At 42.9% G+C, this 25,764-nt stretch carries 25 protein-coding genes and 1 pseudogene; 21 read left to right on the plus strand and 5 right to left on the minus strand.

The window, feature by feature from the left end; genetic code table 11:
* Positions 1-110: 110 nt before the first annotated feature.
* The 7 genes from K1I44_RS07770 to mnhG are packed head-to-tail and all read left to right on the plus strand — an operon-like array spanning position 111 to position 5,800.
* Entirely contained in the window at positions 111-2,495 is a 2,385-nt protein-coding gene (locus K1I44_RS07770) for a Na+/H+ antiporter subunit A (protein ID WP_219985805.1), read from the plus strand.
* Positions 2,492-2,914, plus strand: coding sequence for a Na(+)/H(+) antiporter subunit B (locus K1I44_RS07775; RefSeq protein WP_219985806.1), 423 nt, complete (start codon positions 2,492-2,494; stop codon positions 2,912-2,914). Before K1I44_RS07770 ends, K1I44_RS07775 begins: the two co-directional genes overlap by 4 nt.
* Positions 2,914-3,246 carry a Na(+)/H(+) antiporter subunit C gene (locus tag K1I44_RS07780; protein ID WP_219985807.1) on the plus strand — a complete coding sequence of 111 codons (333 nt, stop codon included), beginning with the start codon at positions 2,914-2,916 and terminating at the stop codon, positions 3,244-3,246. Before K1I44_RS07775 ends, K1I44_RS07780 begins: the two co-directional genes overlap by 1 nt.
* Positions 3,239-4,711, plus strand: a complete 1,473-nt coding sequence (locus K1I44_RS07785) for a Na+/H+ antiporter subunit D (protein WP_219985808.1) — start codon at positions 3,239-3,241, stop codon at positions 4,709-4,711. The genes K1I44_RS07780 and K1I44_RS07785 overlap by 8 nt, the downstream gene beginning before the upstream one ends.
* A gap of 6 nt (positions 4,712-4,717) precedes the next feature.
* Positions 4,718-5,194, plus strand: a complete 477-nt coding sequence (locus K1I44_RS07790) for a Na+/H+ antiporter subunit E (protein ID WP_003396698.1) — start codon at positions 4,718-4,720, stop codon at positions 5,192-5,194.
* Positions 5,191-5,469: a Na(+)/H(+) antiporter subunit F1 gene (locus tag K1I44_RS07795; RefSeq protein ID WP_003396696.1), complete on the plus strand. Its 279-nt coding sequence runs from the start codon at positions 5,191-5,193 to the stop codon at positions 5,467-5,469. The genes K1I44_RS07790 and K1I44_RS07795 overlap by 4 nt, the downstream gene beginning before the upstream one ends.
* Entirely contained in the window at positions 5,450-5,800 is a 351-nt protein-coding gene (gene mnhG, locus K1I44_RS07800) for a monovalent cation/H(+) antiporter subunit G (protein WP_219985809.1), read from the plus strand. The genes K1I44_RS07795 and mnhG overlap by 20 nt, the downstream gene beginning before the upstream one ends.
* A gap of 12 nt (positions 5,801-5,812) precedes the next feature.
* On the opposite strand, the gene K1I44_RS07805 is transcribed toward mnhG, so the two are convergent.
* Positions 5,813-6,574, minus strand: coding sequence for an alpha/beta fold hydrolase (locus K1I44_RS07805; RefSeq protein WP_219985810.1), 762 nt, complete (start codon positions 6,572-6,574; stop codon positions 5,813-5,815).
* A 175-nt stretch (positions 6,575-6,749) separates the two neighbouring features.
* On the opposite strand from K1I44_RS07805, the gene K1I44_RS07810 reads away from it, so the two are divergent.
* Complete coding sequence (locus tag K1I44_RS07810; protein ID WP_219985811.1) at positions 6,750-7,757, plus strand: C40 family peptidase; 1,008 nt, start codon at positions 6,750-6,752, stop codon at positions 7,755-7,757.
* Positions 7,758-7,785: 28 nt separating this feature from the next.
* Here K1I44_RS07810 and K1I44_RS07815 read toward each other — a convergent pair whose 3' ends face one another.
* Entirely contained in the window at positions 7,786-8,589 is an 804-nt protein-coding gene (locus K1I44_RS07815; protein WP_003396687.1) for an HAD family hydrolase, read from the minus strand.
* A 337-nt stretch (positions 8,590-8,926) separates the two neighbouring features.
* Here K1I44_RS07815 and K1I44_RS07820 point away from each other — a divergent pair.
* The 13 genes and pseudogenes from K1I44_RS07820 to K1I44_RS07875 all read left to right on the plus strand — a co-directional run bounded on the left by K1I44_RS07820 (position 8,927) and on the right by K1I44_RS07875 (position 23,861).
* A pseudogene (locus K1I44_RS07820) lies at positions 8,927-9,479 on the plus strand (IS607 family transposase).
* Entirely contained in the window at positions 9,472-10,647 is a 1,176-nt protein-coding gene (locus K1I44_RS07825; RefSeq protein WP_055440275.1) for an RNA-guided endonuclease InsQ/TnpB family protein, read from the plus strand. Before K1I44_RS07820 ends, K1I44_RS07825 begins: the two are co-directional and overlap by 8 nt.
* Positions 10,648-10,821: 174 nt before the next feature.
* Positions 10,822-11,667: a glucose PTS transporter transcription antiterminator GlcT gene (glcT, locus tag K1I44_RS07830; protein ID WP_003396686.1), complete on the plus strand. Its 846-nt coding sequence runs from the start codon at positions 10,822-10,824 to the stop codon at positions 11,665-11,667.
* 244 nt (positions 11,668-11,911) lie between these two features.
* Positions 11,912-13,924 carry a glucose-specific PTS transporter subunit IIBC gene (gene ptsG, locus K1I44_RS07835; protein WP_219985812.1) on the plus strand — a complete coding sequence of 671 codons (2,013 nt, stop codon included), beginning with the start codon at positions 11,912-11,914 and terminating at the stop codon, positions 13,922-13,924.
* 83 nt (positions 13,925-14,007) lie between these two features.
* Complete coding sequence (locus tag K1I44_RS07840) at positions 14,008-14,280, plus strand: phosphocarrier protein HPr (RefSeq protein WP_304511212.1); 273 nt, start codon at positions 14,008-14,010, stop codon at positions 14,278-14,280.
* Complete coding sequence (gene ptsP / locus K1I44_RS07845; RefSeq protein ID WP_219985814.1) at positions 14,280-15,995, plus strand: phosphoenolpyruvate--protein phosphotransferase; 1,716 nt, start codon at positions 14,280-14,282, stop codon at positions 15,993-15,995. Before K1I44_RS07840 ends, ptsP begins: the two co-directional genes overlap by 1 nt.
* 141 nt (positions 15,996-16,136) lie before the next feature.
* Positions 16,137-18,116, plus strand: coding sequence for a methyl-accepting chemotaxis protein (locus K1I44_RS07850; RefSeq protein ID WP_219985815.1), 1,980 nt, complete (start codon positions 16,137-16,139; stop codon positions 18,114-18,116).
* Positions 18,117-18,247: 131 nt separating this feature from the next.
* Positions 18,248-19,492, plus strand: coding sequence for a sensor histidine kinase (locus K1I44_RS07855; protein ID WP_219985816.1), 1,245 nt, complete (start codon positions 18,248-18,250; stop codon positions 19,490-19,492).
* Positions 19,489-20,775 carry a GGDEF domain-containing response regulator gene (locus K1I44_RS07860; RefSeq protein ID WP_219985817.1) on the plus strand — a complete coding sequence of 429 codons (1,287 nt, stop codon included), beginning with the start codon at positions 19,489-19,491 and terminating at the stop codon, positions 20,773-20,775. Before K1I44_RS07855 ends, K1I44_RS07860 begins: the two co-directional genes overlap by 4 nt.
* A 68-nt stretch (positions 20,776-20,843) precedes the next feature.
* The gene (locus K1I44_RS15605) at positions 20,844-21,281 is read left to right on the plus strand and encodes a helix-turn-helix domain-containing protein (protein ID WP_255573316.1); all 438 of its coding nucleotides are present in this window, start codon (positions 20,844-20,846) and stop codon (positions 21,279-21,281) included.
* Positions 21,282-21,313: 32 nt separating this feature from the next.
* Positions 21,314-22,027 (plus strand): RNA-guided endonuclease InsQ/TnpB family protein, encoded by a 714-nt coding sequence (locus K1I44_RS15610; RefSeq protein WP_483297871.1) that lies wholly within the window; start codon positions 21,314-21,316, stop codon positions 22,025-22,027.
* 184 nt (positions 22,028-22,211) lie between these two features.
* Positions 22,212-22,979 carry an SDR family oxidoreductase gene (locus tag K1I44_RS07870; protein WP_003396674.1) on the plus strand — a complete coding sequence of 256 codons (768 nt, stop codon included), beginning with the start codon at positions 22,212-22,214 and terminating at the stop codon, positions 22,977-22,979.
* A 15-nt stretch (positions 22,980-22,994) separates the two neighbouring features.
* Positions 22,995-23,861: an NAD(P)-dependent oxidoreductase gene (locus K1I44_RS07875; RefSeq protein WP_219985818.1), complete on the plus strand. Its 867-nt coding sequence runs from the start codon at positions 22,995-22,997 to the stop codon at positions 23,859-23,861.
* 10 nt (positions 23,862-23,871) lie between these two features.
* Here K1I44_RS07875 and K1I44_RS07880 read toward each other — a convergent pair whose 3' ends face one another.
* The 3 genes from K1I44_RS07880 to K1I44_RS07890 form a co-directional block, all read right to left on the minus strand.
* Positions 23,872-25,020 carry an aminotransferase A gene (locus K1I44_RS07880; RefSeq protein ID WP_255573317.1) on the minus strand — a complete coding sequence of 383 codons (1,149 nt, stop codon included), beginning with the start codon at positions 25,018-25,020 and terminating at the stop codon, positions 23,872-23,874.
* A gap of 116 nt (positions 25,021-25,136) precedes the next feature.
* Positions 25,137-25,370, minus strand: coding sequence for an IDEAL domain-containing protein (locus tag K1I44_RS07885; RefSeq protein ID WP_219985819.1), 234 nt, complete (start codon positions 25,368-25,370; stop codon positions 25,137-25,139).
* 132 nt (positions 25,371-25,502) lie between these two features.
* The gene (locus K1I44_RS07890) at positions 25,503-25,652 is read right to left on the minus strand and encodes a hypothetical protein (RefSeq protein WP_241762315.1); all 150 of its coding nucleotides are present in this window, start codon (positions 25,650-25,652) and stop codon (positions 25,503-25,505) included.
* Positions 25,653-25,764 lie beyond the last annotated feature (112 nt).

Here is a 25,764-nt window from a genome sequence, read left to right on the forward strand (position 1 = left end):
CGTTACTCCTTTCTTTTTTTATCATTTATTGTGAAAAAAAATGAAACTTTTTATACATATGACTCGTACAAAAAAGAGGATTGCTATGTCAGAAGGAGGTTGATTTTTTTATGTCAACATTACATATGACGATGTTGGCGCCATTTTTGATGGCGATACTTGTTCCGCTTTTATACAAATTTGTTCGTTCGCTTCATGTCGGATGGTTTGTTCTTCCACTCCCTATCGCGCTATTCATTTATTTTTTGTCTTACATGGACGAAGTGCGCAAATATGAAGTTGTTCGAGCAACGATGCCTTGGATTCCGTCGCTCGACATTTCGTTCGACGCATATGTCGATGGATTAAGTTTGTTGTTTGCCCTATTGATTACCGGAATCGGTTCGCTCGTTGTACTGTATTCCATTTACTACTTACAAAAAGGAAAAGAACAGCTTGGCAACTTTTACGTCTACTTGCTTTTATTTATGGGCGCGATGCTTGGGGTCGTGTTATCCGATCACCTCATTGCGTTATACGTCTTTTGGGAGTTGACGTCCATTTCGTCGTTTTTGCTCATCGCTTATTGGTATAAACGTGATCGTTCGCGCTACGGGGCGCAAAAATCGATGTTTATTACAATGTTTGGTGGATTGCTTATGCTCGGGGGATTTGTTGCCCTTGCCATCGCAGGTGGGACGTATAGCGTTCGTGAGCTCATGCAAGTCTCGTTAACAGAACATGCCCTCTTTATTCCTGCACTTTTCCTTATTTTGTTTGGTGCTTTTACGAAGTCAGCCCAATTTCCATTTTATATTTGGTTACCTGACGCGATGGAAGCACCAACGCCTGTTAGTGCATATTTGCATTCAGCGACAATGGTGAAAGCAGGCATTTATTTAATTGCGCGCTTGACACCTATTTTTGCCGTATCTTCTCTTTGGGTTTGGACAGTTGCGCTCGTCGGGCTTGTAACGTTATTTTGGGCATCGTTTTTAGCATCGAAACAAACCGATTTAAAAGCAATTTTAGCGTATTCGACCGTCAGTCAGCTCGGGCTTCTTACGTCGCTTTTAGGCGTCGGAGCGCTTGCGTTTCATTACGATTGGATGGAAGAAAACGTATTTATGGTTGCGGTGTTAGCAGCGATTTTTCATTTGTTTAACCACGCGACGTTTAAAGGTAGTTTATTTATGGTTGTCGGCATCGTCGATCATGAAACGGGTACGCGTGACATTCGACGGCTTGGCGGATTAATGACGATCATGCCGATCACGTTTACAATCGCATTGATCGGCTCGCTTTCGATGGCAGGCTTGCCACCATTTAACGGCTTTTTAAGTAAAGAAATGTTTTTTACCGCCATGTTGCGTGCAAAAGACGTACAAGCATGGGCCGTTATTTTACCCGTTGTTGCTTGGGTAGCGAGCATTTTTACGTTTTTATACAGCGTATTGTTATTGAGTCGAACATTTTTTGGAACGTACAAGCCACATTTATTAGAAAAAGAAGCGCATGAAGCGCCGCTTGGCATGCTCGTTGCACCGATCGTGTTAGCGTCGCTCGTTGTAGTCATTGGCATTGTGCCGAACGTGTTATCTCACTCTGTGTTAGGACCAGCGGTATATGCGGTATTGTACGGATTGTTTGCACCAAACGAACAAATCGATATATACATTTCGCATTGGCACGGTTTTACCCCTGAGCTTTTTATGACGATTGGAGTGTTATTGCTCGGAATGCTGCTGTATCGCACGTTTTCGAAATGGAGCGGACTATATAATCGCTTCTCCGAACGCATGTCTTTAAATTTCGTTTATGACCAATCGTTCATTTGGATGGAAAGGGGATCACAGTCGCTCATGTCGCGCATCATGACCGGCTCGATGCGCACGTATTTAGTGTACATTTTTACGGCGAGTGTTGCTTTGCTTCTGTTTACGGTCGGTTTGAAAAAACAATGGCATATCGATTTAAGTCATTTGGCGTCTGTGCGAGTGTATGAAATCGTATTGGCAGTTGCTATGGTCGTTGCAACAGTGACAATAGTTGTTGCTAAATCGCGTTTAACAGCGATCGTTTCACTAGGGGCAGTCGGTTATGGGGTTGCGCTGTTTTTCGTTCTGTTTCGCGCGCCTGATTTAGCGTTGACGCAGCTTGTGATCGAAACGATTTCCGTTGCGCTCTTTTTACTTTGTTTTTATCACTTGCCGAAGTTTAGCAAAAAGCGTGAGAGCGTGCGCTTTCATTTAGGGCATGCACTCATTTCCATTGCGGTCGGAGTGACGGTCAGCGTCATTGCCTTTTTAGCTTACGCAGGAAAGCATTTCGATTCGATTTCACAATATTATGTGGACAATACGTATGAAAAAGCGGCCGGGAAAAATATGGTTAACGTCATTTTAGTTGATTTCCGTGGCTTTGATACGTTGTTTGAAATATGTGTGTTAGCGATTGCTGCTCTAGGTATTTACGCAATGGTGAAATTGCGGCTAGCGAAGGAGGATGAAAAATGAGGCGAAATGATGTCATTTTGCGAACAATCACAGCTGTCGTCGTACCAATCATCGTTTTATTTTCCGTCCGACTGTTTTTTGCTGGGCACTATTATCCGGGCGGTGGATTTATTGGGGGATTGATGACTGCTGGTGCGATCGTGTTATTACTTCTTGCTTTCGATATTGAAACGGTTCGTAAAATGATTCCGATCAATTATAAATGGCTAGTCGCAATCGGACTATTGTTTGCAGTTGGGACAGGAGTCATGAGCATGTTTCTCGGCCGCCCATTTTTAACGCATGCGTTCGAATACGTTCATTTGCCGTTGCTTGATTATACTTCTCTTCATACAGCTGTGCTGTTTGATTTAGGAGTTTACTTTGTCGTTATTGGCGTGACGATGATTATTATCGAAACGATAGGGGAGAGTGACTAATGGAACTGGTTATGATTGTCGTCATCGGTTGTTTATTTACCGCTGCGACATACTTGTTGCTCAGCAAAAGTTTGCTCCGTATTATTATCGGGACGGGTTTGCTCAGTCATGGTGCCCATCTTTTATTGTTAACGATGGGTGGTTTAAAAGTTGGAGCGCCTCCGCTTTTAGGGGAGAAGGCGGCACGATACGTCGATCCGTTGCCGCAAGCACTCATTTTAACGGCAATCGTCATCAGTTTTGGAGTAACAGCGTTTTTCTTAGTGTTGGCGTACCGTTCGTACCAAGAAATTGGAACAGATCATATAGAAGGGATGAAGGGAGATGAATAACCTCCTGCTTTTACCGATTGTTATTCCGCTTGTCACAGCCATTACTCTTATTTTCTTTCCGAAGCACGTGCTTTGGCAACGGATGATTTCTTTCATATCGACATGTAGTTTAATTGTTGCAAGCGGCGTGTTGTTGTACCGTGTGCATATAGACGGTATTCAAACGTTGAATCTTGGCAATTGGCCAGCTCCATTCGGTATTACGCTCGTGTCTGATTCGCTGTCCGCTTTGCTCGTATTGACGACGAGCATCATCGCGCTCGCTTGTTTACTATATTCGTTTTATGCGATTGGGCATAAGAGAGAGACGTTTTATTACTATTCATTTTTTCAATTTTTAATCGTCGGTGTGAATGGGGCGTTTACGACAGGTGATTTGTTCAACTTGTTCGTCTTTTTTGAAGTGATGCTTATGTCGTCTTACGTGCTGTTTGTGCTCGGAGGCACGAAAATACAGCTGCGTGAAGCGATTAAATATACGCTTGTGAACGTTATTTCTTCGGCGCTATTTGTCGTTGGAGTCGCGTATTTATATGGAGTAACAGGTACGTTAAATATGGCGCATTTAGCGGAGCGTATAAGCGAAATAGGAATGTCGCCTATTTTAACGGTTATTGCGGTATTGTTTATTATCGTATTTGGTTTAAAGGGAGCGATTTTTCCGCTATATTTTTGGCTTCCAGCAGCCTATTACGCCCCGCCTACCCCGATATTAGCCTTGTTTGGAGGTTTGTTGACAAAGGTTGGTGTGTACTCGATTTTGCGCACGTTTACGCTTTTATTTACGAGTGATGTCGGCTACACGCATACGTTGCTCGCTTGGCTTGCGCTCGGCACGATCGTCATCGGTGTCATTGGAGCAGTTGCATATAACGATATGCGCTATATCGTCATTTACAATATTATCGCTGCAGTCGGCGTTATGATTTTTGGGGTAGCGATAATGACGCCAGAAAGTTTAGAAGGAACGATTTTTTACATGTTGCAAGATATGGTCATGAAAGCAACATTATTTTTACTAGTCGGTATTGTTTTTTCCATCACTAGTTCAAATAACATTCGTTCATTTTCGGGGTTAATGTCGTCGTATCCGCTGCTTGGGTGGTCATTTTTTATCGTTGCATTGTCGCTTGCGGGCATTCCGCCGCTTAGCGGATTTATCGGGAAGTTATTAATTGTGAAAGCAAGTTTTCATGCTGGTTTGCTTTTCGAGGCAATTGTCATCTTATTGTCCAGCTTGCTCGTGTTGTATTCGGTCATGAAAATATTTATGAACGGCTTTTGGGGTGAGGAAAAAGGATTTGAAAGAAAGCCGCTCGATGGACGATTCGTTCCTGTATTGTTGCTTCTCGTTTTATCTATTGCATATGGAGTTGGAATTGAATTTATCCGTCCGTTTGTCGTCGACGCGGTTAACGTGTTAGCGGATCCGAATATGTACATTCAAGCGGTGTTAAAGGAGTAGAAAGCGATGGCATTTCAAATTTTATTAAACGTCTGTTTAGCGTTCGTCTGGATGTTTTTAACCGTTTCATTTAACGGAGCGTCGTTTATTATCGGGTACGTCATCGGGTTGCTGATCGTTTTTATGTTGCGCCGATTTTTCCACTCGCGCTTTTATCTCGTTCCGGTGTTTGTCATCATGAAGCTGCTTTTTATTTTTCTTAAAGAGCTCGTTTTATCAAACATCGCTGTGTCAAAAGTAGTCATGAAGCGCTCGTTAAACATTCAACCTGCCATTTTTGCTTTGCCGACAGAGTTGAAAAAGGAATGGGAAATTACGGTGTTAGCGATGCTCATTACGCTCACGCCAGGTACGCTCGTTTTAGATGTATCTGATGATGGCAGCACGTTGTATATTCACGCCTTAAATAGTCCAGATGTGCATGAAGCGATTCAAAGCATTAAGCAATCGTTCGAAAAAACGATTATGGAGGTGAGCAAATGATTTGGAACGTAGCTCTCGTCATTCTTTCGCTCGCGATGATCGGCTTTTTATATCGCGTTGTCAAAGGTCCGAGCACAGCAGATCGCATTATTGCGCTCGATGCGATGGGCATTACGCTTGCTGGAATGGTAGCCATCGTCTCCATGCTGTTAAATACGAGCGCGTTTTTAGACGTCATTTTGCTCATCGGTATTTTAGCGTTTGTCGGTACGGTCGCGTTTGCGAAGTTTTTAGAGAAAGGGGTTGTCATCGAACGTGGTGATCGCGATCGCTAATGTGCTTGTCGTAGCGCTTGTTTTGCTCGGCGCGTTGCTTACGCTATTGTCTGCGCTCGGCGCGATTCGTTTGCCCGATGTATATACGCGCAGCCACGCCATCAGCAAAAGCACGACGCTTGGCATCATGTGTATTTTAATTGGTGCTTTTTTACATTTTTTTATCGAAAATCACCATTTTAACTCACGTCTTTTACTTGGCATCGTGTTTATTTTTATGACATCTCCTGTTGCGGCTCATCTCATTAGCCGCGCTGCGTATTACACAAACGTGCCGCGCTGGGAAGGAACGGTTCGTGATGATTTAAAAGAAAAAGCTGGCGGAAAATAACCGTCAGCTTTTTTATGCAAAATATGAGCGGATGATCGTGTTGAGCTCTGCATCATGTTTCGTCGGAATTTGATGTCTTGCCCCGCCCACGTACACGATACGAACATCGTGAGCATGTTGTTTGAATATACGCCCATACGCATGCATGTAATAATCGCGCGCCCCGTATATGAGTAAAATCGGGCAACGAAGCTCGTGCAAGCGGTCGGTAGAACGGTAATGAAGACCTGCGACGTACATTTCATACAATCGCTTTCTGTCGCTTAACCGAACGTATTCAGAAATCATTCGTTGTTCTTCTTTCGTCTTGCCATGAGATGTTCCGAGCACGTTTGCTAAAAGCGACATTCCATGCCATTTCACCCCATATATTCCTAATAAAAATTCGCCATATAGTAGCGGCGTGCATACTTCAGAAAAGCCCCCGATCAGTACGAGCGCCTTCACTTGATGCGGATATTGCAACGCAAAATGTTGGGCGATCGAACCGCCATTAGAATAACCACAGACGATCGCTTCTTTCAGTTCGAGATGGTTGAACAACTCGTGTAAATCGCTTGCTAATACGTCCATTGTAATCGGTTTGTTTCCTTTTCCGCTTTTTCCGTTTCCTCTTAAATCGTACGTCACGACTTCAAATAAAGAGGCAAGTTCGCGTTGACGATGAAACGTTACGCTTCCCATGCCGGGAGGATGAACGAATACGAGCGGCGTTCCGCTTCCGTTAACCTCATAGTACAAAGGAACGGAATGTTCGACAAATGTATAAGGCATCTCACATCTTCCTTTCATTTTCATACGTATAGTATGCGAAAAAAGGCCGATCATTTATGCTTATTTCAATTTAATGGAAGAATAGTTTGAAAATATACGGTTAATAGATTAATAGTTTCATGTTATGATATGAGCAAGGAAGCGCTTCAAAAAATGAAAAAAGGAGTTTGGCACGATGAAAAAGACGATTGTAGCTGGAGCGGTATTATCGACGTTATTTTTAGGGGAAAAAGCGGTTGATGCGGCACAATATACAGTTAAGTCGGGCGATTCGTTATGGAAAATTGCCCAAACGTTCCGCACATCGGTCAATGAATTAAAAACGTTAAACCAATTACCGACAGACATCATTTATGTTGGACAAGTATTGCAAGTGCCTGATGCGAATGCGCAACCAACGGCACCTGTGACACAACCGACAGCGCCAACGACACAAACAACAACATATACGATTCAGCGAGGCGATACGTTATCGACGATCGCACGCCAATATAACACGACGGTTACACGCCTTCTCGAACTGAACCCGTCGATTACAGACGTGAACCGTATTTACGTTGGACAAACGTTAACAGTGCCAACAACAAATACAACAACAAACCAGCTCATATCGCCGACACCTGTGACACAACCAACAGCGCCGACAAATAGCGCAAGTAAATCGTATATTGTCCAACCTGGCGATACGTTGTCAACGATTGCGCAAAAATTTAACGTGACGGTAAACGATTTACTCGCACTAAATCCAACGATTACAAACGTGAACTTTATTCGCGTTGGCCAAACGATTAACGTACCGCTTTCATGGGAAGAACGGGCGAATGCAATCATTGAAACAGGAAAAAAATATATCGGAGCAGCATATTTGTTCGGAGCGCCAACGACGCGCACAGACGTTTTTGATTGCTCGTCGTTTACGTATCGCGTATATAGCGAAAACGGTATAACATTGCCGCGCACATCGCGCGAACAAGCGATGGTTGGAACAGAAGTGCCGCTTGCGAGCGTGCGCAAAGGTGATTTAATCTTTTTTGATACAGATGGTGATGGAATTATTAACCATGTATCTATCGTTGTAAATAGCGAAACGTTATTGCACGCTGCTACAAGCACAGGCGTGGCGTTCGCAAACATGAAGCCGTATTGGGCGCCGCGTGCGGTCAAAGCTGTTCGTCTTTTTTAATTGAAAGTGACGTGTTTGAAGATGCCTCTTACGTTTGAGGCATCTTTTCGTTTATCGTTAGCACCGTTTCAATCGCTTCATGGACGGAAGAGACGACGTAGTTTGCTTCGTTTTTCACTTGCTCGTGCGCATGTGACATGACGAAACTATGTGGGGTCAGGCGAAACATTGGGATATCGTTAAACGAGTCGCCAAAGCAAGCGACTTCCTCTCTTTTCAGTTGCAAATGATTCATAAGCAAGCGAAGCGCTTCCCCTTTGCTAATTTGTTTTGGCATAATGTCTAAACAACGAGGTTCGGAAATAAACGTATCGACATATCGATCCCATTGTTTATGAACGAACGACTGAAAGCGATTGACGACGTCTTCTTCAGCAATGACGGTAATTTTTGATGGGGAAAGGTCATGGCCGATCGCATCGAGCATCTGTTTCTTTTCAACAATATCAAAAAATAGCCGCGATCGCATATGCTCCATTTGTTCCGTTTTCGTTTCGACAAAGCTTGTATGTTCATCGCAGACGAGCACGATTGCTTCGAGCGTGCGCGCTTGTTCGTAAATGGCGCGCGCAACGGCTGGGTCAAACGCGCTACGATGAAGGAGACGATGGTCGTTCGTGTACACAAAGGCGCCGTTTTGGCTAATGCGATGAGCGTCATGGCCGATTTCTTTCACCACTTCTAAAATTTCATTGTCCATTCGCCCAGAAGCGACAGCAAAGTCGATGCCGTTTGTAATCGCGCGCACGACTGCTTCACGATCTTCCGCTTTGACGCGGCGATCGTAACCGAGCAGCGTACCGTCTAAATCGGTAACAATGAGTCGAATCATGTTTGGCAAGCTCCTTCCATTTTTATGATGAACAAAAGTTTAATCGAATACATGCATTTGTGCAACTGAAACGCCTTTTTGTCAAAAAACATTCATAGCTGTCTTGACAAAAAACATCGCATTTCCATTGACGTAGCTTTGTTCGTTTCGTAACATTGAAAGTAATGTAAACGTTTTTAAAGGGGCCAAGTGCTGTTAAAATGTTTTTATAAAAAATTGTAAAACTCTATATACAAATTGTAAAAAAAAGTATGGCATTATTGTATATAGAGAGGTGATGATGAAGTATTATAGTATAGGCGAGTTTGCTAAACTAATAGGCAGAACTGAATAAACCTTGAGAAATTGGGATAAGAGCAATAGATTAAAACCAGCTTATGTTGCTCCGTCTGGATTTAGGTATTATTCAGAAGAACAACTTAATCATTTTCTCGGTATAAACAAAAAGCCTTTAATTAAAAAAGTAATTGGATATTGTAGAGTTTCAAGTCAAAAACAAAAAGATGATTTAGAAAGACAAATAAAATATGTCAAAGAATATATGATAGCAAAAGGATACAAATTTGAAATAATAACTGATATTGGAAGTGGAATTAATTATAATAAAAATGGTTTAAATAAACCTTGTTGATATGATTACAGATGGTGAAGTTGAAAAGATAGTAGTGCTATATAAAGGATAGACTTGTTAGATTTGGATTTGAATTAACAGAAAATATTTGTAAAAATATGGTACTAATATTAAAATAATTGATAACACAGAAAAAACTGAAGAACAAGAACTTGTAGAAGATTTAGTCCAAATAATAACAGTATTTAGTTGCAAACTTCAAGGCAAAAGAGCCAACAAAGCCAAGAGAATGGTTAAGGAGCTAACTGAAAATGATTAAAACATATAAGGTTATGCTGCTTCCGAATAACAAACAAAAAACAAAATTATTTGAGTGTGCGGGTGTTGCCAGATGGGCGTACAATTTTGCATTGGCGCAACAACAAGAAAATCATAAACAAGGTGGCAAATTTTTAAGTGATGGTGAATTAAGAAAAAGATTAACGCAGCTCAAACAGGCAAAAGAGTATAGTTGGCTCAATCAATATTCCAACAACATCACAAAACAAGCGATCAAAGATGCGTGTCAAGCCTACAAAAACTTTTTTACAGGACGGGCGAAGTGTCCAAAGTTTAAAACAAAAAAGCGAACTCGACCAAGTTTTTATCAAGATACATCCAAAATCAAAATCACCGACACGCATGTAAAACTAGAAAAACTGACGCCTTCCAAAAAGAAAAATAAACAGACATTCAATTGGATCCGCCTTGCAGAAAGAGGTCGCATTCCGCATGGAACACATGTGACATACGTCAATCCACGAATCGTGTTTGACGGACTACATTGGTTTTTAACGGTCGGTGTAGAGGAAGCGGAAGGAAAACATGAAACGTACAGCGAAGGCATCGGCATTGATTTAGGGGTAAAATCGTTAGCTACCATCAGCAATGGCATGACGTTTGCAAACATCAACCAAACACCGAAAGTGAAAAGGCTTGAAAAACAAATGAAGCGCATGCAAAGACAACTATCACGAAAGTACGAAATGAATAAAACAAAAACAGAAAGGGGGGAATTCCGTTACAGAAAAACGGAAAACATCAAGAAAATTGAGTTCCTTGTTTTAAAAAAACGCCGAAGGCTAAAAAATATACAACTTAACTATACCCATCACATCACAACAACGTTGGTGAAAGCCAAGCCAGCGTATGTCGTGATGGAGGATTTGAACACAAGTGGCATGTTAAAAAATCGCAAGCTATCGAAAGCAATCCAACAACAAACATTCCACGCGTTCAAGCGCCAAATGACGTACAAATGTGCATGGCATGGCATCAAGTTGATCGTGGCAGATCGTTTTTATCCGTCAAGCAAAAGGTGTAGCCGTTGCGGTCATGTGAAAAGCCACTTTTCTTTATCGGAACGGACGTACCGTTGCGAAGTGTGTGGGCTAGAAATCGACCGTGATCTCAACGCTAGCATCAACTTGAAACAATATGCCAAGTGAATCACCACATGTACCCATACGTTAGTGGGGAAGTAAAGCCTTCGGAGCGCCAAGCAAACGAGAGTAGCTTCGGCGAAATCGGGCGTGATGAACAAGGAAGGAAACGTAAACTTTATAAATAATTAATAGATTATTTATAAAGTTTTGTAAGTTTTCTGTAACGGCGAACTAGACGTGGAACAATCGTTTCGCATTGAAAAAGTGTTAAACAACAACGTGCTCATTGCCTCGCATCCAACGTATGATGAAGTCGTATTAATCGGAAAAGGAATTGGATTTGGCAAGAAAAAAGGGGATGTCATTGAACAAAAAGGTGTAGAAAAATGGTTCATTTTAAAAAATGAGCGTGAACAAGAACAATATAAAAAATTGTTGCCGCATGTCGATGAAGAATTTATCGGCTTAATGAACGATATCATTCACCACATTCGAACGCGGACGAACAGCTCGTTAAACGAACATATTCACGTGGCGTTAACAGATCATATTTTGTTCGCAATCAAGCGATTAGAACAAGGAATGGATATAAAAAATCCGTTTTTAGTTGAAACGAAAAGCTTATATCCGCTTGAATACGATGTGGCAGCAGAAGTCGTTAACATGTTGAATGAACGGTTGCACATCGAGCTTCCGGAAGGGGAAATCGGCTTTATTGCTTTACACATTCATAGTGCGCTAACGAATCATCAACTATCGGAAGTGAATCAACATTCGCAGCTTATTTCTCGATTAGTTTCGATCGTCGAAGAGCAGCTCAACATTCGCATCGACCGTGAAAGCATCCATTATTTACGGTTTGTCCGCCACTTGCGCTATGCGATTGAACGGGTGAAAAAAGGCGAAAAAATTGAAGAGCCAAAAAAATTGTCGAATATATTGAAAGAGACGTACCCACTATGCTATAATTTGTCGTGGAAGCTCATAAAAATTATGCAGCAAACGTTGCAGCTTCCGGTAGATGAAGCAGAAGCCGTGTATTTAACGTTGCATTTGCAGCGGTTAACTGGAAAAAGTGAATAAATGGGCACTTATCTTTACGTGTTACTGATTCGATCAGGCATGAGTAAAGAAGGCAAGAAAAGTGGTGTAACGAAATATTCGTTACATATTACCCTTTTTCTGTCATTCTTTGCTCATGCCTTTTTATTTTCTCTTATTTGCAAATGCTTACATTTGTTAGACGTCTAATGTTTTACTTCATCTACTTTTCATGCATGAACATGCCGTTTGTTGCAAACGTTAACAAGATGAAGGAGGGTTTTATATGAAAAAAGCGTTTGGTACGTTACAAAAAGTCGGTAAAGCGCTTATGCTTCCCGTTGCGATTTTGCCGGCAGCAGGTATTTTGCTTGCGTTCGGTAACGCATTGCAAAACCCAGCATTAATTGAAAAAATTCCAGCGTTAGAAACAGGCTGGGTCGAAATGGTTGCGAAAGTGATGGAGCAATCGGGTGGTATTGTGTTTGCCAACTTGCCGCTTTTATTTGCGGTAGGGGTAGCCGTCGGATTAGCTGGTGGTGAAGGGGTTGCTGGTTTAGCAGCCATCATCGGCTACTTAGTGATGAACGTCACGATGAGCGTCATTTTAGGCGTGACATCAGATCAAATCGGCACAGATCCATCGTTTGCAAACGTATTAGGTATTCCGACGTTGCAAACAGGGGTATTCGGCGGGATTATCGTCGGTATTTTAGCAGCGTACATGTACAACAAATACTTTAACATCGAATTGCCATCTTACTTAGGTTTCTTTGCAGGAAAACGTTTCGTTCCGATTGTAACAGCTGCATCGGCATTAATTCTCGGTATTGCGATGACATGGTTATGGCCGCCTGTCCAACACGGCTTAAACGCCTTCTCGCACAACATGATCGATGCAAACCGTACGTTAGCGGCATTCATTTTCGGTGTCATCGAGCGCGCATTAATTCCGTTCGGTTTACACCACATTTTCTACTCACCGTTCTGGTTTGAGTTCGGTCAATACGTCAACAAAGCAGGCGAGCTTGTGCGCGGTGACCAACGTATTTTCTTCGAACAAATTAAAGACGGTGCTGAATTAACAGCAGGTACGTTTATGACAGGAAAATTCCCGTTCATGATGTTCGGTTTACCAGCAGCTGCGCTTGCCATTTACCATGAAGCGCGTCCAGAAAACAAAAAAGTCGTTGCCGGTATTATGGCATCTGCAGCATTAACATCATTTTTAACAGGAATTACAGAACCGATTGAATTTTCATTCTTATTCGTTGCGCCAGCATTATTTGCGATCCATACAATTTTCGCTGGATTATCGTTCATGCTCATGCACATCTTAAACGTCAAAATCGGTATGACGTTCTCTGGCGGGGTTATCGACTACTTATTATTCGGTGTGTTGCCAGGACGTACAGCATGGTGGCTCGTCATTCCGGTCGGTTTAGTGTTTGCGGTCATTTACTACTTCGGCTTCCGCTTTGCGATTCGCAAATGGGATTTAGCGACGCCAGGTCGTGAAAAAGAAACGACAGACACAACAGCGACAGCGGATGCAGGCGAACTCCCGCACGAAATTTTAGCTGCGCTTGGCGGAAAAGAAAATGTCGCTCATTTAGATGCGTGCATCACACGTTTACGCGTTTCAGTAAACGATATTCAACACGTCGATAAAGATCGTCTAAAAGCGCTCGGGGCAGCTGGCGTATTAGAAGTTGGAAACAACATTCAAGCCATTTTCGGACCAAAATCAGATATATTGAAAACACAAATTAAAGATATTATGGAAGGTCGCGTGCCGACAAAAGCGGTAGAAAAAGCGAAACCATCTGTACAAGCGACAGGAGAAACAGAACAAGTCGCATCTCCATTAACAGGAAAAGTTTTGCCGCTTTCCGAAGTGCCAGATCAAGTATTTTCAACGAAAATGATGGGTGACGGATTTGCGGTTGAGCCAACAGAAGGGACAGTCGTATCGCCAGTCGATGGAACGATCGTTAACGTCTTCCCGACAAAACATGCGATCGGCATTCAATCAAAAACAGGTCGTGAAGTGCTTATCCACTTCGGCATTGATACAGTAAAATTAAACGGTCAAGGATTTGAAGCGCTCGTATCAGAAGGAACAGAAGTGAAAAAAGGACAGCCGATTTTGAAAGTAGATCTTGCATATGTGAAACAACATGCACCATCTGTTGTGACGCCAATTATTTTCACGAACTTGCAAGCAGGAGAAACGGTAAATATCGCGAAACAAGGAACAGTAACAAAAGGCGAAGACGTCGTCGTCGTTCAAAAATAATTTGCTTGCAAAATGCGTCATTTTTCGGTAAAAAAACATAGAGGGTTTTCGCCCTCTATGTTTTCAAAATATAAAGTGAGGAGATGAGCAAGATGGAAAAAACGTTTAAAGTAACAGCAGAATCTGGTATTCATGCCCGTCCAGCAACGATGTTAGTGCAAACAGCGAGCAAATTCGATAGCGACATTCAATTAGAGTACAACGGCAAAAAAGTCAACTTAAAATCGATCATGGGTGTCATGTCTTTAGGCATTCCACAAGGTGCGCAAATTACTGTTTCAGCTGAAGGTAGCGATGCAGCAGACGCGATGAACGCATTAACAGAAACGCTAGCAAAAGAAGGATTAGCTGAATAATGAAACGATTGCAAGGGATTGCTGCATCGAATGGCATTGCCATTGCGAAGGCGTACCGTTTAGAACATCCAGATTTAACAGTTGAAAAACAAACGATTGAAAACCCAGCTGAACACGTTCGCCGCTTTCAACAAGCGCTCGCTAAATCGAAAGAAGAACTTGAAGCGATTCAAGCGCATGCATTAAAAGAGCTCGGCGAAGATAAAGCGGCCATTTTCTCCGCCCATTTGCTCGTACTAAGCGACCCAGAGCTCGTGCAAGCGGTCGAACAAAAAATTGAACAAGAACGCGTGAATGCAGAATTTGCACTTCATGACGTCGCATCGATGTTCATCGCGATGTTTGAAGCGATGGATAACGAATATATGAAAGAGCGTGCAGCGGACATTCGCGACGTCACAAAACGCGTCCTCGCTCATTTATTAGGCGTTACGATTTCAAACCCAAGCATGATTACAGAAGAAGTCATCATTGTAGCTGAAGATTTAACGCCGTCGGATACGGCTCAATTAAATCGAAAATATGTGAAAGGTTTTACAACCGACATTGGTGGACGGACGTCTCACTCTGCCATTATGGCACGCTCGATGGAAATTCCGGCTGTCGTCGGAACGAAAGAAGCGACAGCGGCCATTCAAAACGGCGATGTCGTCATTATTGACGGGCTTGACGGCGAAGTGATCATCAACCCGACAGAAGAGACGATCGCACAATATGAACAAAAACGTGCCGCATTCGCTGCCCAAAAAGCAGAATGGGCAAAGCTCGTTCATGAACAAACGACGACGGAAGACGGTCACCACGTTGAGCTTGCTGCCAATATCGGGACGCCAAACGATGTCGATGGTGTACTCGCGAACGGGGCAGAAGGCATCGGCTTATACCGTACCGAATTTTTATACATGGGACGCAACGAATTGCCGACAGAAGAAGAACAGTTTGAAGCATACAAAACGGTGCTAGAAAAAATGGAAGGAAAACCGGTCGTCGTTCGCACGCTAGACATTGGCGGCGACAAAGAATTGCCGTATTTAGACCTTCCAAAAGAAATGAACCCGTTTTTAGGTTTCCGTGCGGTTCGTCTTTGCTTAAATATGCAAGAAATGTTTCGCACACAACTTCGCGCGTTGTTGCGCGCAAGCGTATATGGCAACTTAAAAGTGATGTTCCCGATGATCGCGACGTTAGACGAGTTCCGTCAAGCGAAAGCTGTTCTTTTAGAAGAAAAAGAAAAGCTTGTCGCTGAAGGTGTTGCAGTATCCGATCATATCGAAGTCGGCATGATGGTCGAAATTCCAGCAGCCGCTGTATTGGCGGATCAATTTGCAAAAGAAGTAGACTTCTTTAGCATCGGAACGAACGACTTAATCCAATATACGATGGCGGCTGACCGCATGAACGAGCGCGTATCGTATTTATATCAACCGTACAACCCTGCCATTTTGCGCCTCATTTATAACGTTATTGAAGCGGCGCATAAAGAAGGAAAGTGGGTTGGCATGTGCGGTGAAATGGCGGGCGAAGAGCTTGCTGTGCCGATTTTATTAGCGTTCGGCTTAGACGAATTTAGCATGAGTGCGACATCGATTTTACGCGTCCGCTCGCAATTAAAAAAGCTTTCTAAACAAGAAGCGGAGCGAGTGAAAGATCACATTTTATCGCTTGCGACTGCAGAAGAAGTCGTTCGTTTCGTGAAAGAAACGTTCCAACAATAAGAACCGGACGCCCCGGTTCTTTTTTTGTGGAAAAAAATCAGTACAAAACGGTCATAGACATCATATCGTAAACCTTTTATAATGAAACTACAACTTTATTAATTTTTCGACAACATTCGACATAACTAAGGGGGGTCTACATTGTTTCGGTCATTAACGATGAAATTAACGGGCTTAATGGCTTTATTATTAATTGTTGCACTTATCGCTTCACAGACGGTCAATTATGTACAAATGGCGTCTGTTATGAAAAAAGATGCAAAAGTGCGCGCTGAGGAGCTTGTGACAGGGCTTGTTGACGATATTGAACATAGCTTCGCTAGCCAAGAAGATGCGCTAAAACAATTTAGTGAAACGAAAGGTTTTAAGACGTTTACAAAAACGGAAGATGCACAACTTTGGCAAGATATCGACCAACAATTCGCGACGTTTTTAAACATTCATAAAAAAGTACAATTAGCTTACATCGGTACGGCAAACGGCAAGATGTATACGACGCCAGCTGTCGATTTGCCGCCAGATTTTGACCCGACGACGCGTCCGTGGTATAAAGCGGCCGTAGCAACACCTGATAAAGTTATTTGGACTGAGTCATACGTCGATGCGGTAACGAACGACTACATCGTCACGATCGCTAAAGCGATCGTTGAAAACGGTCAAGTGATCGGCGTGATCGGCTTGGACGTTTCATTGAATACGCTTGCAGAGACGGTTGAACAGTTCCGAGTCGGCTACAACGGCTATCCTGTCTTGTTTGACCAAAATAAATTGGCGATCGTTCATCCACAGTTTAAAGGAAAAGATATGTCTGACCATCCGGTTGTAAAAACGATGTTTGCAAAAGAACAAGGAGCTTATGAATACGAGCAAGATGGCGAAAAACGATTGCTATATTTTGCGACGATTCCAAAGTTGAACTGGAAAGTCGGTGTCGTATATAAAGAAAAAGATTTATTAGCGACGTTAACAACAATCGGAAAAACATCATGGACGATTGTTGTCATCGCGACAATGGTTGCTTCGCTTCTTATTTATGCCGTATCGCGTTCGATCGTCAAACCAATTATTCAGCTCAATGAGCGTGTGCAACAAGTGGCGACCGGCGATTTAACGGTGCGCGTTGAGCCGAAAGGAAACGACGAAATTGCCCAGCTCACGAGCCACTTTAACGACATGGTATCTCATATGCGTTCGCTTATTGGCGAAGTGGATCGTTCCGTTACGGAACTTGGCGCTGCGGCCGATCATTTAAGCGCGGTGTCTGAAGAAACGATGGCGACGAGCGAACAAGTGACGACGGCGGTGACCGATATTGCAAAAGGCGTATCAGAGCAGGCGAGCAATTTAGATGCGATGAACGACCGTATGAACGACTTATCTGAAAAAATGGGTGCGGTGACGCAATCGGCAGAACGGGTGAAGCAGCTTTCCGACGAAACGAAAGACGCAAGTTATATGGGCATTGAAAAGTTAAATGTACTTCAAGCGAAATCAGCGGAATCGCAAAATGAATTGCGCTCTGTTGAAACAGTGATCGCTGATTTAGGGGAAAAAATGAAACAAATTGGCGCCATCATTCAAACGATTACAGACATTTCTGCTCAAACGAACCTTTTAGCGTTAAACGCTTCGATCGAAGCGGCGCGCGCAGGTGAGCACGGAAAAGGATTTGCGGTCGTCGCAGAAGAAGTGCGGAAACTCGCGGAGCAATCGGCACAAGCGACAGAACAAATTCGTCAAACGATTACGTCGATTCAACAACAAGCTTCTCTTGCGACCGAAGCGGTTGACCATACGAAACAAATGAACGACCAGCAACAACAAGCGGTCAACGAAACGGCCGAGTCGTTCATGCATATTGCAACAATGATGGAACAGTTAACGTCAGCGATCGAACATATTTTTACACAAATTCATGACGTCAATGAAAATAAAGAACAAATTGTTGCAGCGTTACAAAACTTAGCAGCAATTTCAGAACAATCGGCTGCATCGGCAGAAGAAGTGTCCGCATCATCGGAAGAACAGTTAAAAGCGTTAAGCACTGTCACAGAAGCAGCAGAGCGGTTAAACGACATGAGCCGCACGTTGCAGCAATTGATTCATCGCTTTCGTGTATAAAGCTAGGTATAATGCCTAGCTTTTTTTACATTTCAGTAACAATTTTTTTCCTTGATTTTTGTTTATATAATCATTACGATAAATTTAGGATGAAAGACCTATATTTGTTTGTTTTTTTGGAGGAGAGGGATATGGATGGCTCGCTTATGGCGGCGCTAGAAAGTTTGCGCATTGCACTTCACGCGACGCGCGTTGCGATTTTTCGCTTACATACGTCAAATGAAACGTATACATTACGACGCACCGATTACGTACAAACACCCTCTTTACATCTTCTGTCACGCGACGAAATCATACTTCAAGCGGAAGCTGCTCGATGTTTAGCCCATTTATATGATGGAAATGTGTTCGTTGGGCATACAGATGAATTACAAGGGGATGTGCGCACCGTTTTCGAACAACATGCGATTCAATCGTTTATGATTGCCCCCATTTTTATTCACGATGAACGATGGGGGTTTTTAAGCGTTGTTGACTGCGAACGAAGACGGGTGTTTTCCGCACATGAACGCGCCATTTTTTTTGCGCTTGCTCGCACGGTTGGCGAGTCGATTAAACGGGAACAGACGGTAAAAGAACTTCAACAGCTCAAACTCGAAATGGAACGAATGAATGCGACGTTGCAACGAAAAGTGGAAGAAGAAGTGCGAAAAAACCGCGAAAAAGATTTTATGTTAATCGAGCAGTCGCGCTACGCGACGATGGGGGAAATGTTCAGAAACATCGCGCATCAATGGCGCCAACCGTTGAACGTGCTCGGTTTACTGTTACAAGATATACAAGAAGCATATGCGTACGGAGAGTTAAACGAATCGTATTTGCGCACGTCCATTCGAAAATGTTTTATTCAAATTCAACATATGTCGCGCACAATTAACGATTTTCGCAACTTTTTTAAGCCGCATAAAGAAGCGATTCATTTTCGTCCCATTCAAGCCATTCGGCAAGCGTTAAAAATTATTTCCGCAAGCTTAGACCATTACAACGTACAACTTCACGTTCAAAACCGCACGCGAGCGCACATGTACGGATTTCCGAACGAAATGAGCCAAGTGCTCATTAATTTATTGACGAATGCGTGCGAGCAGTTTGCCGAGCGCGATGTCGAACGGCGAATCATTTGCCTTCGCACGTATGCGGACGACTCATTCATTTACATTCAAGTGAAAGATAACGCAGGCGGCATCGATGAAACGATCGTTTCGCGCATATTCGAACCGTACGTCACAACGAAAAAAGACGGAACGGGTCTCGGATTATATATGTCAAACATGATTGTGACGAAAATGGGAGGAGAATTGCTCGTTTCATCATCTAAAAAAGGAGCAACGTTTACGATTCGCATGCCGCGCAGTGAAGGGGGAAGGGGTTTATGACAAATATTAAAGTGCTGTACGTCGAAGATGAGCCAGGGGCGCGCGAGATGTTAATGCGCTTATTAAAGCGGCGCATTCGCGATGTGAAAGTAGCAAAAAACGGTCAAGAAGCATTCGAATACTTTACCGAATTTCAGCCTGATATTGTTATTACGGACATTAAAATGCCTGTGCTTAACGGGTTAGAGCTCATTCGCCGCATTCGTGAAAGCGATGAACATGTGCAAATTATTATTACGACCGCTTATGATGATAACGACTTTTTCATTCGCGCCATTGAGTACGGCGTCAACCATTTTATTTTAAAACCGATCGACCATGAAAAGTTTTTACAATCGCTACAACATTCCATTTATCAACGCCAACTTGAGCGCGAGTTACAAAAACAAAAACAATATACGCGCACGATCATTGACTTCCAAGAAAATTTAATATGCATTTTAAATGCCGAACGTTTACTCGATTGCAATTTATCGTTTCAACGTTTTTTCGGACAGGAACGAATCGAACAGCTTCGGGCTGGTCGGGCACACGTATGCGACTATTTTGTCACCGAGCCTGGCTATTTTTATGTGAAAGGGGAAAAGCGATGGCTTCGTCCCCTCATCGATCGCACCATTCCGTTTTTTAAAGTAAAAATGATGTGCAAAGACGGCGAAGAGCATGTGTTTTTATTAAAGGCGACGTCGTTTCCTGATGAATCGGAGTCGTATTTAATCGTCTTTACGGATATTACGGCGCTCGAAGAAGAAAGCAAACGGAACGAATTTTTAGCGACGAAAGATCCGTTAACGAAAACGTTTAACCGATTGAAGTTCGATGAGTTTTTTACGCGTGAAATTCGCCGGGCGAAACGATATAAACAGCCGTTTTCTATTATTTTATTTGATATTGATCACTTTAAAAAAGTGAACGATACGTACGGCCACGACGTTGGCGACATCGTTTTAATGCGCATGTGTGAAGCGATTTCAAACCGTTTGCGCGATTGTGACATTTTCGCGCGCTGGGGCGGGGAGGAATTCATTATTTTAGCGCCGGCGACATCGCGAGTAGGGGCGTATCGTTTAGCGGAATCGCTTCGCCGTCTCGTAGAAACGGTTCATTTTCCGAAAGTTGGGCATATTACGTGCAGCTTTGGCGTGTGCGAATACGAACAAGGAATGACGAAAGAGCAAATGGTTAAACGGGCAGACGAAGCGCTATATGAAGCGAAGCGAGGAGGAAGGAATCGCGTCATCGTTAGCGAATGTATATATCGAGGGGAGGTTGGAAACAGTTAAAATAAAATTTATAAAATTTAGCAAAACTCTATATACAACTTACAAAACGATTCAGGAGTTGGTGAAAGATGATAAAGACTTATAAGGTCATGCTTTTGCCAAACAATAAGCAAAGAACAAAGTTATTTCAGTGTGCAGGCGTATCCCGGTGGGCATATAATTGGACGTTGGCTACACAACAAGACAACTACAAAAATGGCGGAACGTTTTTAAACGATAATGAGTTAAGGAAAACGTTGACACAGTTAAAAAAGCAAAAAGAATATGCTTGGCTTAACCATTACTCAAACAATATAACAAAACAAGCGATTAAAGATGCTTGCCAAGCGTATAAAAACTTCTTCGAAGGTAGGACAGGGTTTCCAAAATTTAAGTCAAAAAAGAGAAGTAAACCAAGTTTTTATCAAGATACGGAAAAAATAAAAATCACAAAAACGCATGTAAAATTGGAAAAGTTAACGACTTCGAAGAAAAAGAATAAGCAAAAATTAATTATGTTAAGTTAGCTGAAAAAGACAGAATACCAACAGGAAGCAATATAAAATACTTCAACCCAAGAATCACGTTTGACGGAATAAATTGGTGGATTACTATTGGGGTTGAAGAAGTTGAAAACAAAAACCAAAAATATACTGACGGCATAGGCGTAGATTTAGGGGTAAAAGATTTAGCCGTCGTTAGCAATGGACAGAAGTTTAGCAATATAAACAAATCAAAAAAAGTGAAGAAGCTAGAAAAAAGACTTAAAAGACTACAACGTAAACTAGCGAAAAAATATGAGAAAAATAAAATAAAAACGGAAGGAGGTGAATTCCGTTACAGAAAAACAAACAATATAAAAAAATTGGAATTCCTTGTTCTAAAGACATATCGAAGGCTTAAGCATATCAGGCACGATTATATTCATCAAATCACTGCATCTTTGGTGAAAACCAAGCCGGAGTATGTTGTGATGGAGAGCTTACATACTCATGGAATGTTAAAGAACAGAAAGTTATCGAAAGCTATACAAGAACAAACATTTCACGAGTTTAAAAGGCAAATGGAATATAAGTGTGCTTGGAATGGGATCAAGTTTATACTTGCAGATCGATTCTTCCCTTCGTCTAAAACTTGCAGTCATTGTGGTGCTGTAAAAGATAAACTTTCTTTATCAGAAAGAACGTTTATATGCGATGAATGTGGAAATAAAATAGACAGGGATGTAAACGCAAGTATAAACCTAAAAAATTATGGCAAATCAATAGCCTAGCACGTAAAGCGGTTATTGATATGTACCCATTCGTTAGTGGGGAGTTTAAGCCTTCGGAGCGCCATATCAAACGAGAGTAGCTTTGGCGAAATCGGGCGCGATGAACAAGGAAAGAAACAAAGGTCTTTATAAGATTTTTTCACTATCTTATAAAGCCTTATAAGTTTTCTGTAACGGGGATGAAATGAAGACGGCCATTGTTGCGGCATCAAGCCAAGGTCTTGGGAAAGCGATTGCGACAAAACTCGTTTCACAAGGGGTTAACGTGATGTTAGCGAGCCGCAATGAACAAGCGTTGCATGCGGTAGCTGAACAGCTAAATGCATTAGGAAAAGGGAAAGCGGCATACGTCGTAACGGACGTGACGAACAACGCGATGATTGAACAACTCGTCGAAAAAACGGTGGAGACATTTGGCGACATTCATGTATTAGTCAATAACGCTGGCGGTCCTCCGACGGGAACGCTCGCGACGTTAACAGATGACGATTGGCAACACGCGTTTCAGTTAAATTTACTCAGCTATGTCCGGCTCATTCGCGCTGCGCTGCCACATTTAAAAAAGACGAAAGGAAAAATTATTAACATTGCTTCATCGTCCATTAAAGAGCCGATTCCGGGTTTACTTTTATCGAATACGTTTCGGCTTGGCGTTGTCGGTTTGACAAAAACGCTCGCGCAAGAGCTTGCCCCGTACGGCATTTTAATCAATACCGTTGCTCCTGGGCGCATCGCAACGGAACGCGTCGCCTATTTAGATGAACAACATGCAAAAAAACTCGGCATTCGCAAAGAAGAAATGGAAGCGCGCGTGAAAGCGACCATTCCGCTCGGACGTTACGGTACGCCAGAAGAATTTGCGAACGTCGTCGCCTTTTTATTATCAGATGAAAATACGTACATGACCGGACAATCGCTTTTAGTTGATGGCGGCATGGTGAAAGCGATTTAGAATGGGGAGAGAACGATGCAAACGATCGGGTTTATCGGACTTGGTGTGATGGGGAAAAGCATGGCAAGAAACTTGCTTCGCGCTGGCTATTCGCTCGTTGTATATACGCGCACAAAGGAAAAAGCGGAAGAGCTATTAGCGGAAGGGGCAGTATGGAAAGAGACGGTAAAAGACGTCGCACAAGCGGCCGATGTCATCATGACGATGGTCGGTGAACCGCCTGATGTCGAACGTGTATATTTTGATGAAGATGGTATTATTGCCCATGCGAAGCGCGGAGCGTACGTCATTGACTTTACGACGTCAAAACCTTCGCTTGCGATTCGCATTTACGAAGCGGCAAAAGAAAAAGGCGTATATGCGCTTGATGCGCCTGTGTCAGGCGGCGATATCGGCGCGCGCGACGGCACGTTATCGATCATGGTCGGCGGGGATATGGAAGCTTTTTCTGCGTGTATGCCGTTATTTTCGCACGTAGGAAAAAATATCGTTTGGCAAGGGAAAGCGGGGGCAGGGCAACATACGAAAATGTGCAATCAAATTGCGATTGCGACGAATATGATCGGCGTTTGTGAAGCGCTCGTTTATGCTGAAAAAGCAGGATTAGATCCAGAGCGCGTACTGCAAAGCATTTCACAAGGAGCCGCATCGAGTTGGTCGCTATCTCATCTTGCCCCGCGCATGCTCGCTGGCGATTTTGCCCCCGGCTTTTACGTGAAACATTTCATTAAAGATATGGGCATTGCCCTTGCGGAAGCAGAAACGCTCGGGTTGTCGCTTCCGGGCTTAAAGCTTGCGAAACGATTGTATGAATCGCTTGCGGCGCGCGGCGAGGAGCTTAGCGGCACACAAGCGTTATACAAATGGTATAAAGAATGGTAAAAAGGTGCTGTTAACGAGCACCTTTTTTTATATGCGCTTCGATGCGGTCAAGCCCTTCTTGTAACGTATCGATCGAACAAGCATATGAAATGCGAATATATCCTTCGCCATATGTAGAAAATGCGCTTCCGGGCACGACGGCGACTTTTGCTTCTTTCGCAAGCTGTAACGCAAAATCAAATGACGAATGATGAAACTTAGCAATGGACGGGAACATGTAAAACGCCCCGTTCGGCTTTTCAACGTCAAAGCCAATTGTGCGAAGTCGCTCGTACACATATTCCATCCGTTCGATATATTGCACTTTCATCTCGTGCGCATCGTTCATTCCGACCGTTAACGCTCCAAGCGCGGCTTGTTGGGAAATAGATGTCGCGCATGAAACGTTATATTGATGAACTTTTAACATATGTTCCACGATCCATTGTCGCGCAAATAAAAAACCGATGCGAAATCCGGTCATCGCATGCGATTTGCTGACACCGTTAATGACGATCGTCTGATCAGGAAGCCATGTCGCAATGGATTCATGTTTGCCTGTAAACACAAGCTCGCTATAAATTTCATCCGAGATGACCCAAATCGGTTTCCCTTTGACAAGCTCAGCGATTTGTTTCAGCTCATCGCCCGATAACGTCATGCCTGTCGGATTGGACGGATACGGCAATACGATGCAGCGCGTCCGTTCATTGATGAACGGTTCGATATGTTGTGCCAACAGCTTAAAGCTCGTTTGCCGCGTGTCGACGTAAACGGGTGTCGCCCCGCATAAACGAATAATCGGCTCATATCCCGGATAAACAGGAGCGGGGAGAATGACTTCTGATCCTTCCGTTAAAATGGTGCGGAAGGCAATATCGAGCGCTTGACTTGCCCCGACGGTAACAATCACTTCATTGGCACGATAATGCAAGCCGTATTTCGTTTCCACAAAGCGGCAAGCAGCTTCACGCAACGGTAAATATCCGGCGTTATGCGTGTAAGATGTAAATTGTTCATCGAGCGCGCGCTTCGTCGCTTCTTTAATATGATCAGGGGTCGGAAAGTCGGGCTGACCAATCGTTAAAGAAATCATATCTTTCTCGTTCGCAACGAGATTAAAAAATTGCCGAATGCCAGATAGTTGAATATGGCGTACACGTTCATTCATCGGAAGCATCTTGATCGTTCACCTTTCTTCGTTTTTTCTTTATTAAACAATAAAAGGTGAACGTTTCGCAATGTGTTTTGCTGAAAACGTTCACCTTATGTGCTGTTCTGTCGTTTCACAGTCGATCATGCCATATCCTCCAAGTGACGATAGCGTTGAAGAAGCTCATTGTATTGGGCTGAGAGGGTAAGAAACAACGCTTCATCCCGCTGCTCAAGCGACTGATCAATGTCGCGCATGAGCCGATCTCTTTCGTAACGGAATAACGCCTGTTCGATAATGAATTGTGCCGCTTGCTTATAATCGGTGAGATCGTACGGCTGCGATACGAGCGCCATATCATTGTATTTTTCATACATGTTTCATTCCCCCTTAGCGAGAAGAATAATCTTCTCCCTTTTCTACATTATAAAGAGTTTTTTGTAAATTGTAAATAAAATTTTGAAAAATAAAAACAAAAAATAAAAGCTGACGAACGCCAGCTTCATTTATTAATAACCGTAATCCCAGTCAATTTCTTCATCGTGCCAAAGAACAGCTTCAATTTGCTCATCTACTACTTCTTCTAATCGTTCTTTTTCCACATCTTCAACGATCGTCACCGTATGGTCTTCTTCAAAAAGAATGGCTAACCCTTTCATGTCGACACCTTCTCTTTTCGTGTTTTTCTTCACAATCATTGTAACGCGTTCCGCTTGTCCACGTCTATCATGTTCATAAAGCTGTCAACCTTTTTGTTTTTTCTGAAAATAA

Source organism: Anoxybacillus sp. ST4 (assembly GCF_019448545.1).
In the GTDB taxonomy this organism is placed as follows: domain Bacteria; phylum Bacillota; class Bacilli; order Bacillales; family Anoxybacillaceae; genus Anoxybacillus; species Anoxybacillus pushchinoensis.

Coding starts and splice junctions, on each gene's coding strand:
- K1I44_RS07770 (WP_219985805.1), top strand. CDS start 111: ATGTCAACATTACATATGACGATGTTGGCGCCATTTTTGATGGCGATA.
- K1I44_RS07775 (WP_219985806.1), top strand. CDS start 2,492: ATGAGGCGAAATGATGTCATTTTGCGAACAATCACAGCTGTCGTCGTA.
- K1I44_RS07780 (WP_219985807.1), top strand. CDS start 2,914: ATGGAACTGGTTATGATTGTCGTCATCGGTTGTTTATTTACCGCTGCG.
- K1I44_RS07785 (WP_219985808.1), top strand. CDS start 3,239: ATGAATAACCTCCTGCTTTTACCGATTGTTATTCCGCTTGTCACAGCC.
- K1I44_RS07790 (WP_003396698.1), top strand. CDS start 4,718: ATGGCATTTCAAATTTTATTAAACGTCTGTTTAGCGTTCGTCTGGATG.
- K1I44_RS07795 (WP_003396696.1), top strand. CDS start 5,191: ATGATTTGGAACGTAGCTCTCGTCATTCTTTCGCTCGCGATGATCGGC.
- K1I44_RS07805 (WP_219985810.1), bottom strand. CDS start 6,574: ATGCCTTATACATTTGTCGAACATTCCGTTCCTTTGTACTATGAGGTT.
- K1I44_RS07810 (WP_219985811.1), top strand. CDS start 6,750: ATGAAAAAGACGATTGTAGCTGGAGCGGTATTATCGACGTTATTTTTA.
- K1I44_RS07815 (WP_003396687.1), bottom strand. CDS start 8,589: ATGATTCGACTCATTGTTACCGATTTAGACGGTACGCTGCTCGGTTAC.
- K1I44_RS07825 (WP_055440275.1), top strand. CDS start 9,472: ATGATTAAAACATATAAGGTTATGCTGCTTCCGAATAACAAACAAAAA.
- ptsG (WP_219985812.1), top strand. CDS start 11,912: ATGAAAAAAGCGTTTGGTACGTTACAAAAAGTCGGTAAAGCGCTTATG.
- K1I44_RS07840 (WP_304511212.1), top strand. CDS start 14,008: ATGAGCAAGATGGAAAAAACGTTTAAAGTAACAGCAGAATCTGGTATT.
- ptsP (WP_219985814.1), top strand. CDS start 14,280: ATGAAACGATTGCAAGGGATTGCTGCATCGAATGGCATTGCCATTGCG.
- K1I44_RS07855 (WP_219985816.1), top strand. CDS start 18,248: ATGGATGGCTCGCTTATGGCGGCGCTAGAAAGTTTGCGCATTGCACTT.
- K1I44_RS07860 (WP_219985817.1), top strand. CDS start 19,489: ATGACAAATATTAAAGTGCTGTACGTCGAAGATGAGCCAGGGGCGCGC.
- K1I44_RS15605 (WP_255573316.1), top strand. CDS start 20,844: ATGATAAAGACTTATAAGGTCATGCTTTTGCCAAACAATAAGCAAAGA.
- K1I44_RS07870 (WP_003396674.1), top strand. CDS start 22,212: ATGAAGACGGCCATTGTTGCGGCATCAAGCCAAGGTCTTGGGAAAGCG.
- K1I44_RS07875 (WP_219985818.1), top strand. CDS start 22,995: ATGCAAACGATCGGGTTTATCGGACTTGGTGTGATGGGGAAAAGCATG.
- K1I44_RS07880 (WP_255573317.1), bottom strand. CDS start 25,020: ATGCTTCCGATGAATGAACGTGTACGCCATATTCAACTATCTGGCATT.
- K1I44_RS07885 (WP_219985819.1), bottom strand. CDS start 25,370: ATGTATGAAAAATACAATGATATGGCGCTCGTATCGCAGCCGTACGAT.
- K1I44_RS07890 (WP_241762315.1), bottom strand. CDS start 25,652: ATGAAAGGGTTAGCCATTCTTTTTGAAGAAGACCATACGGTGACGATC.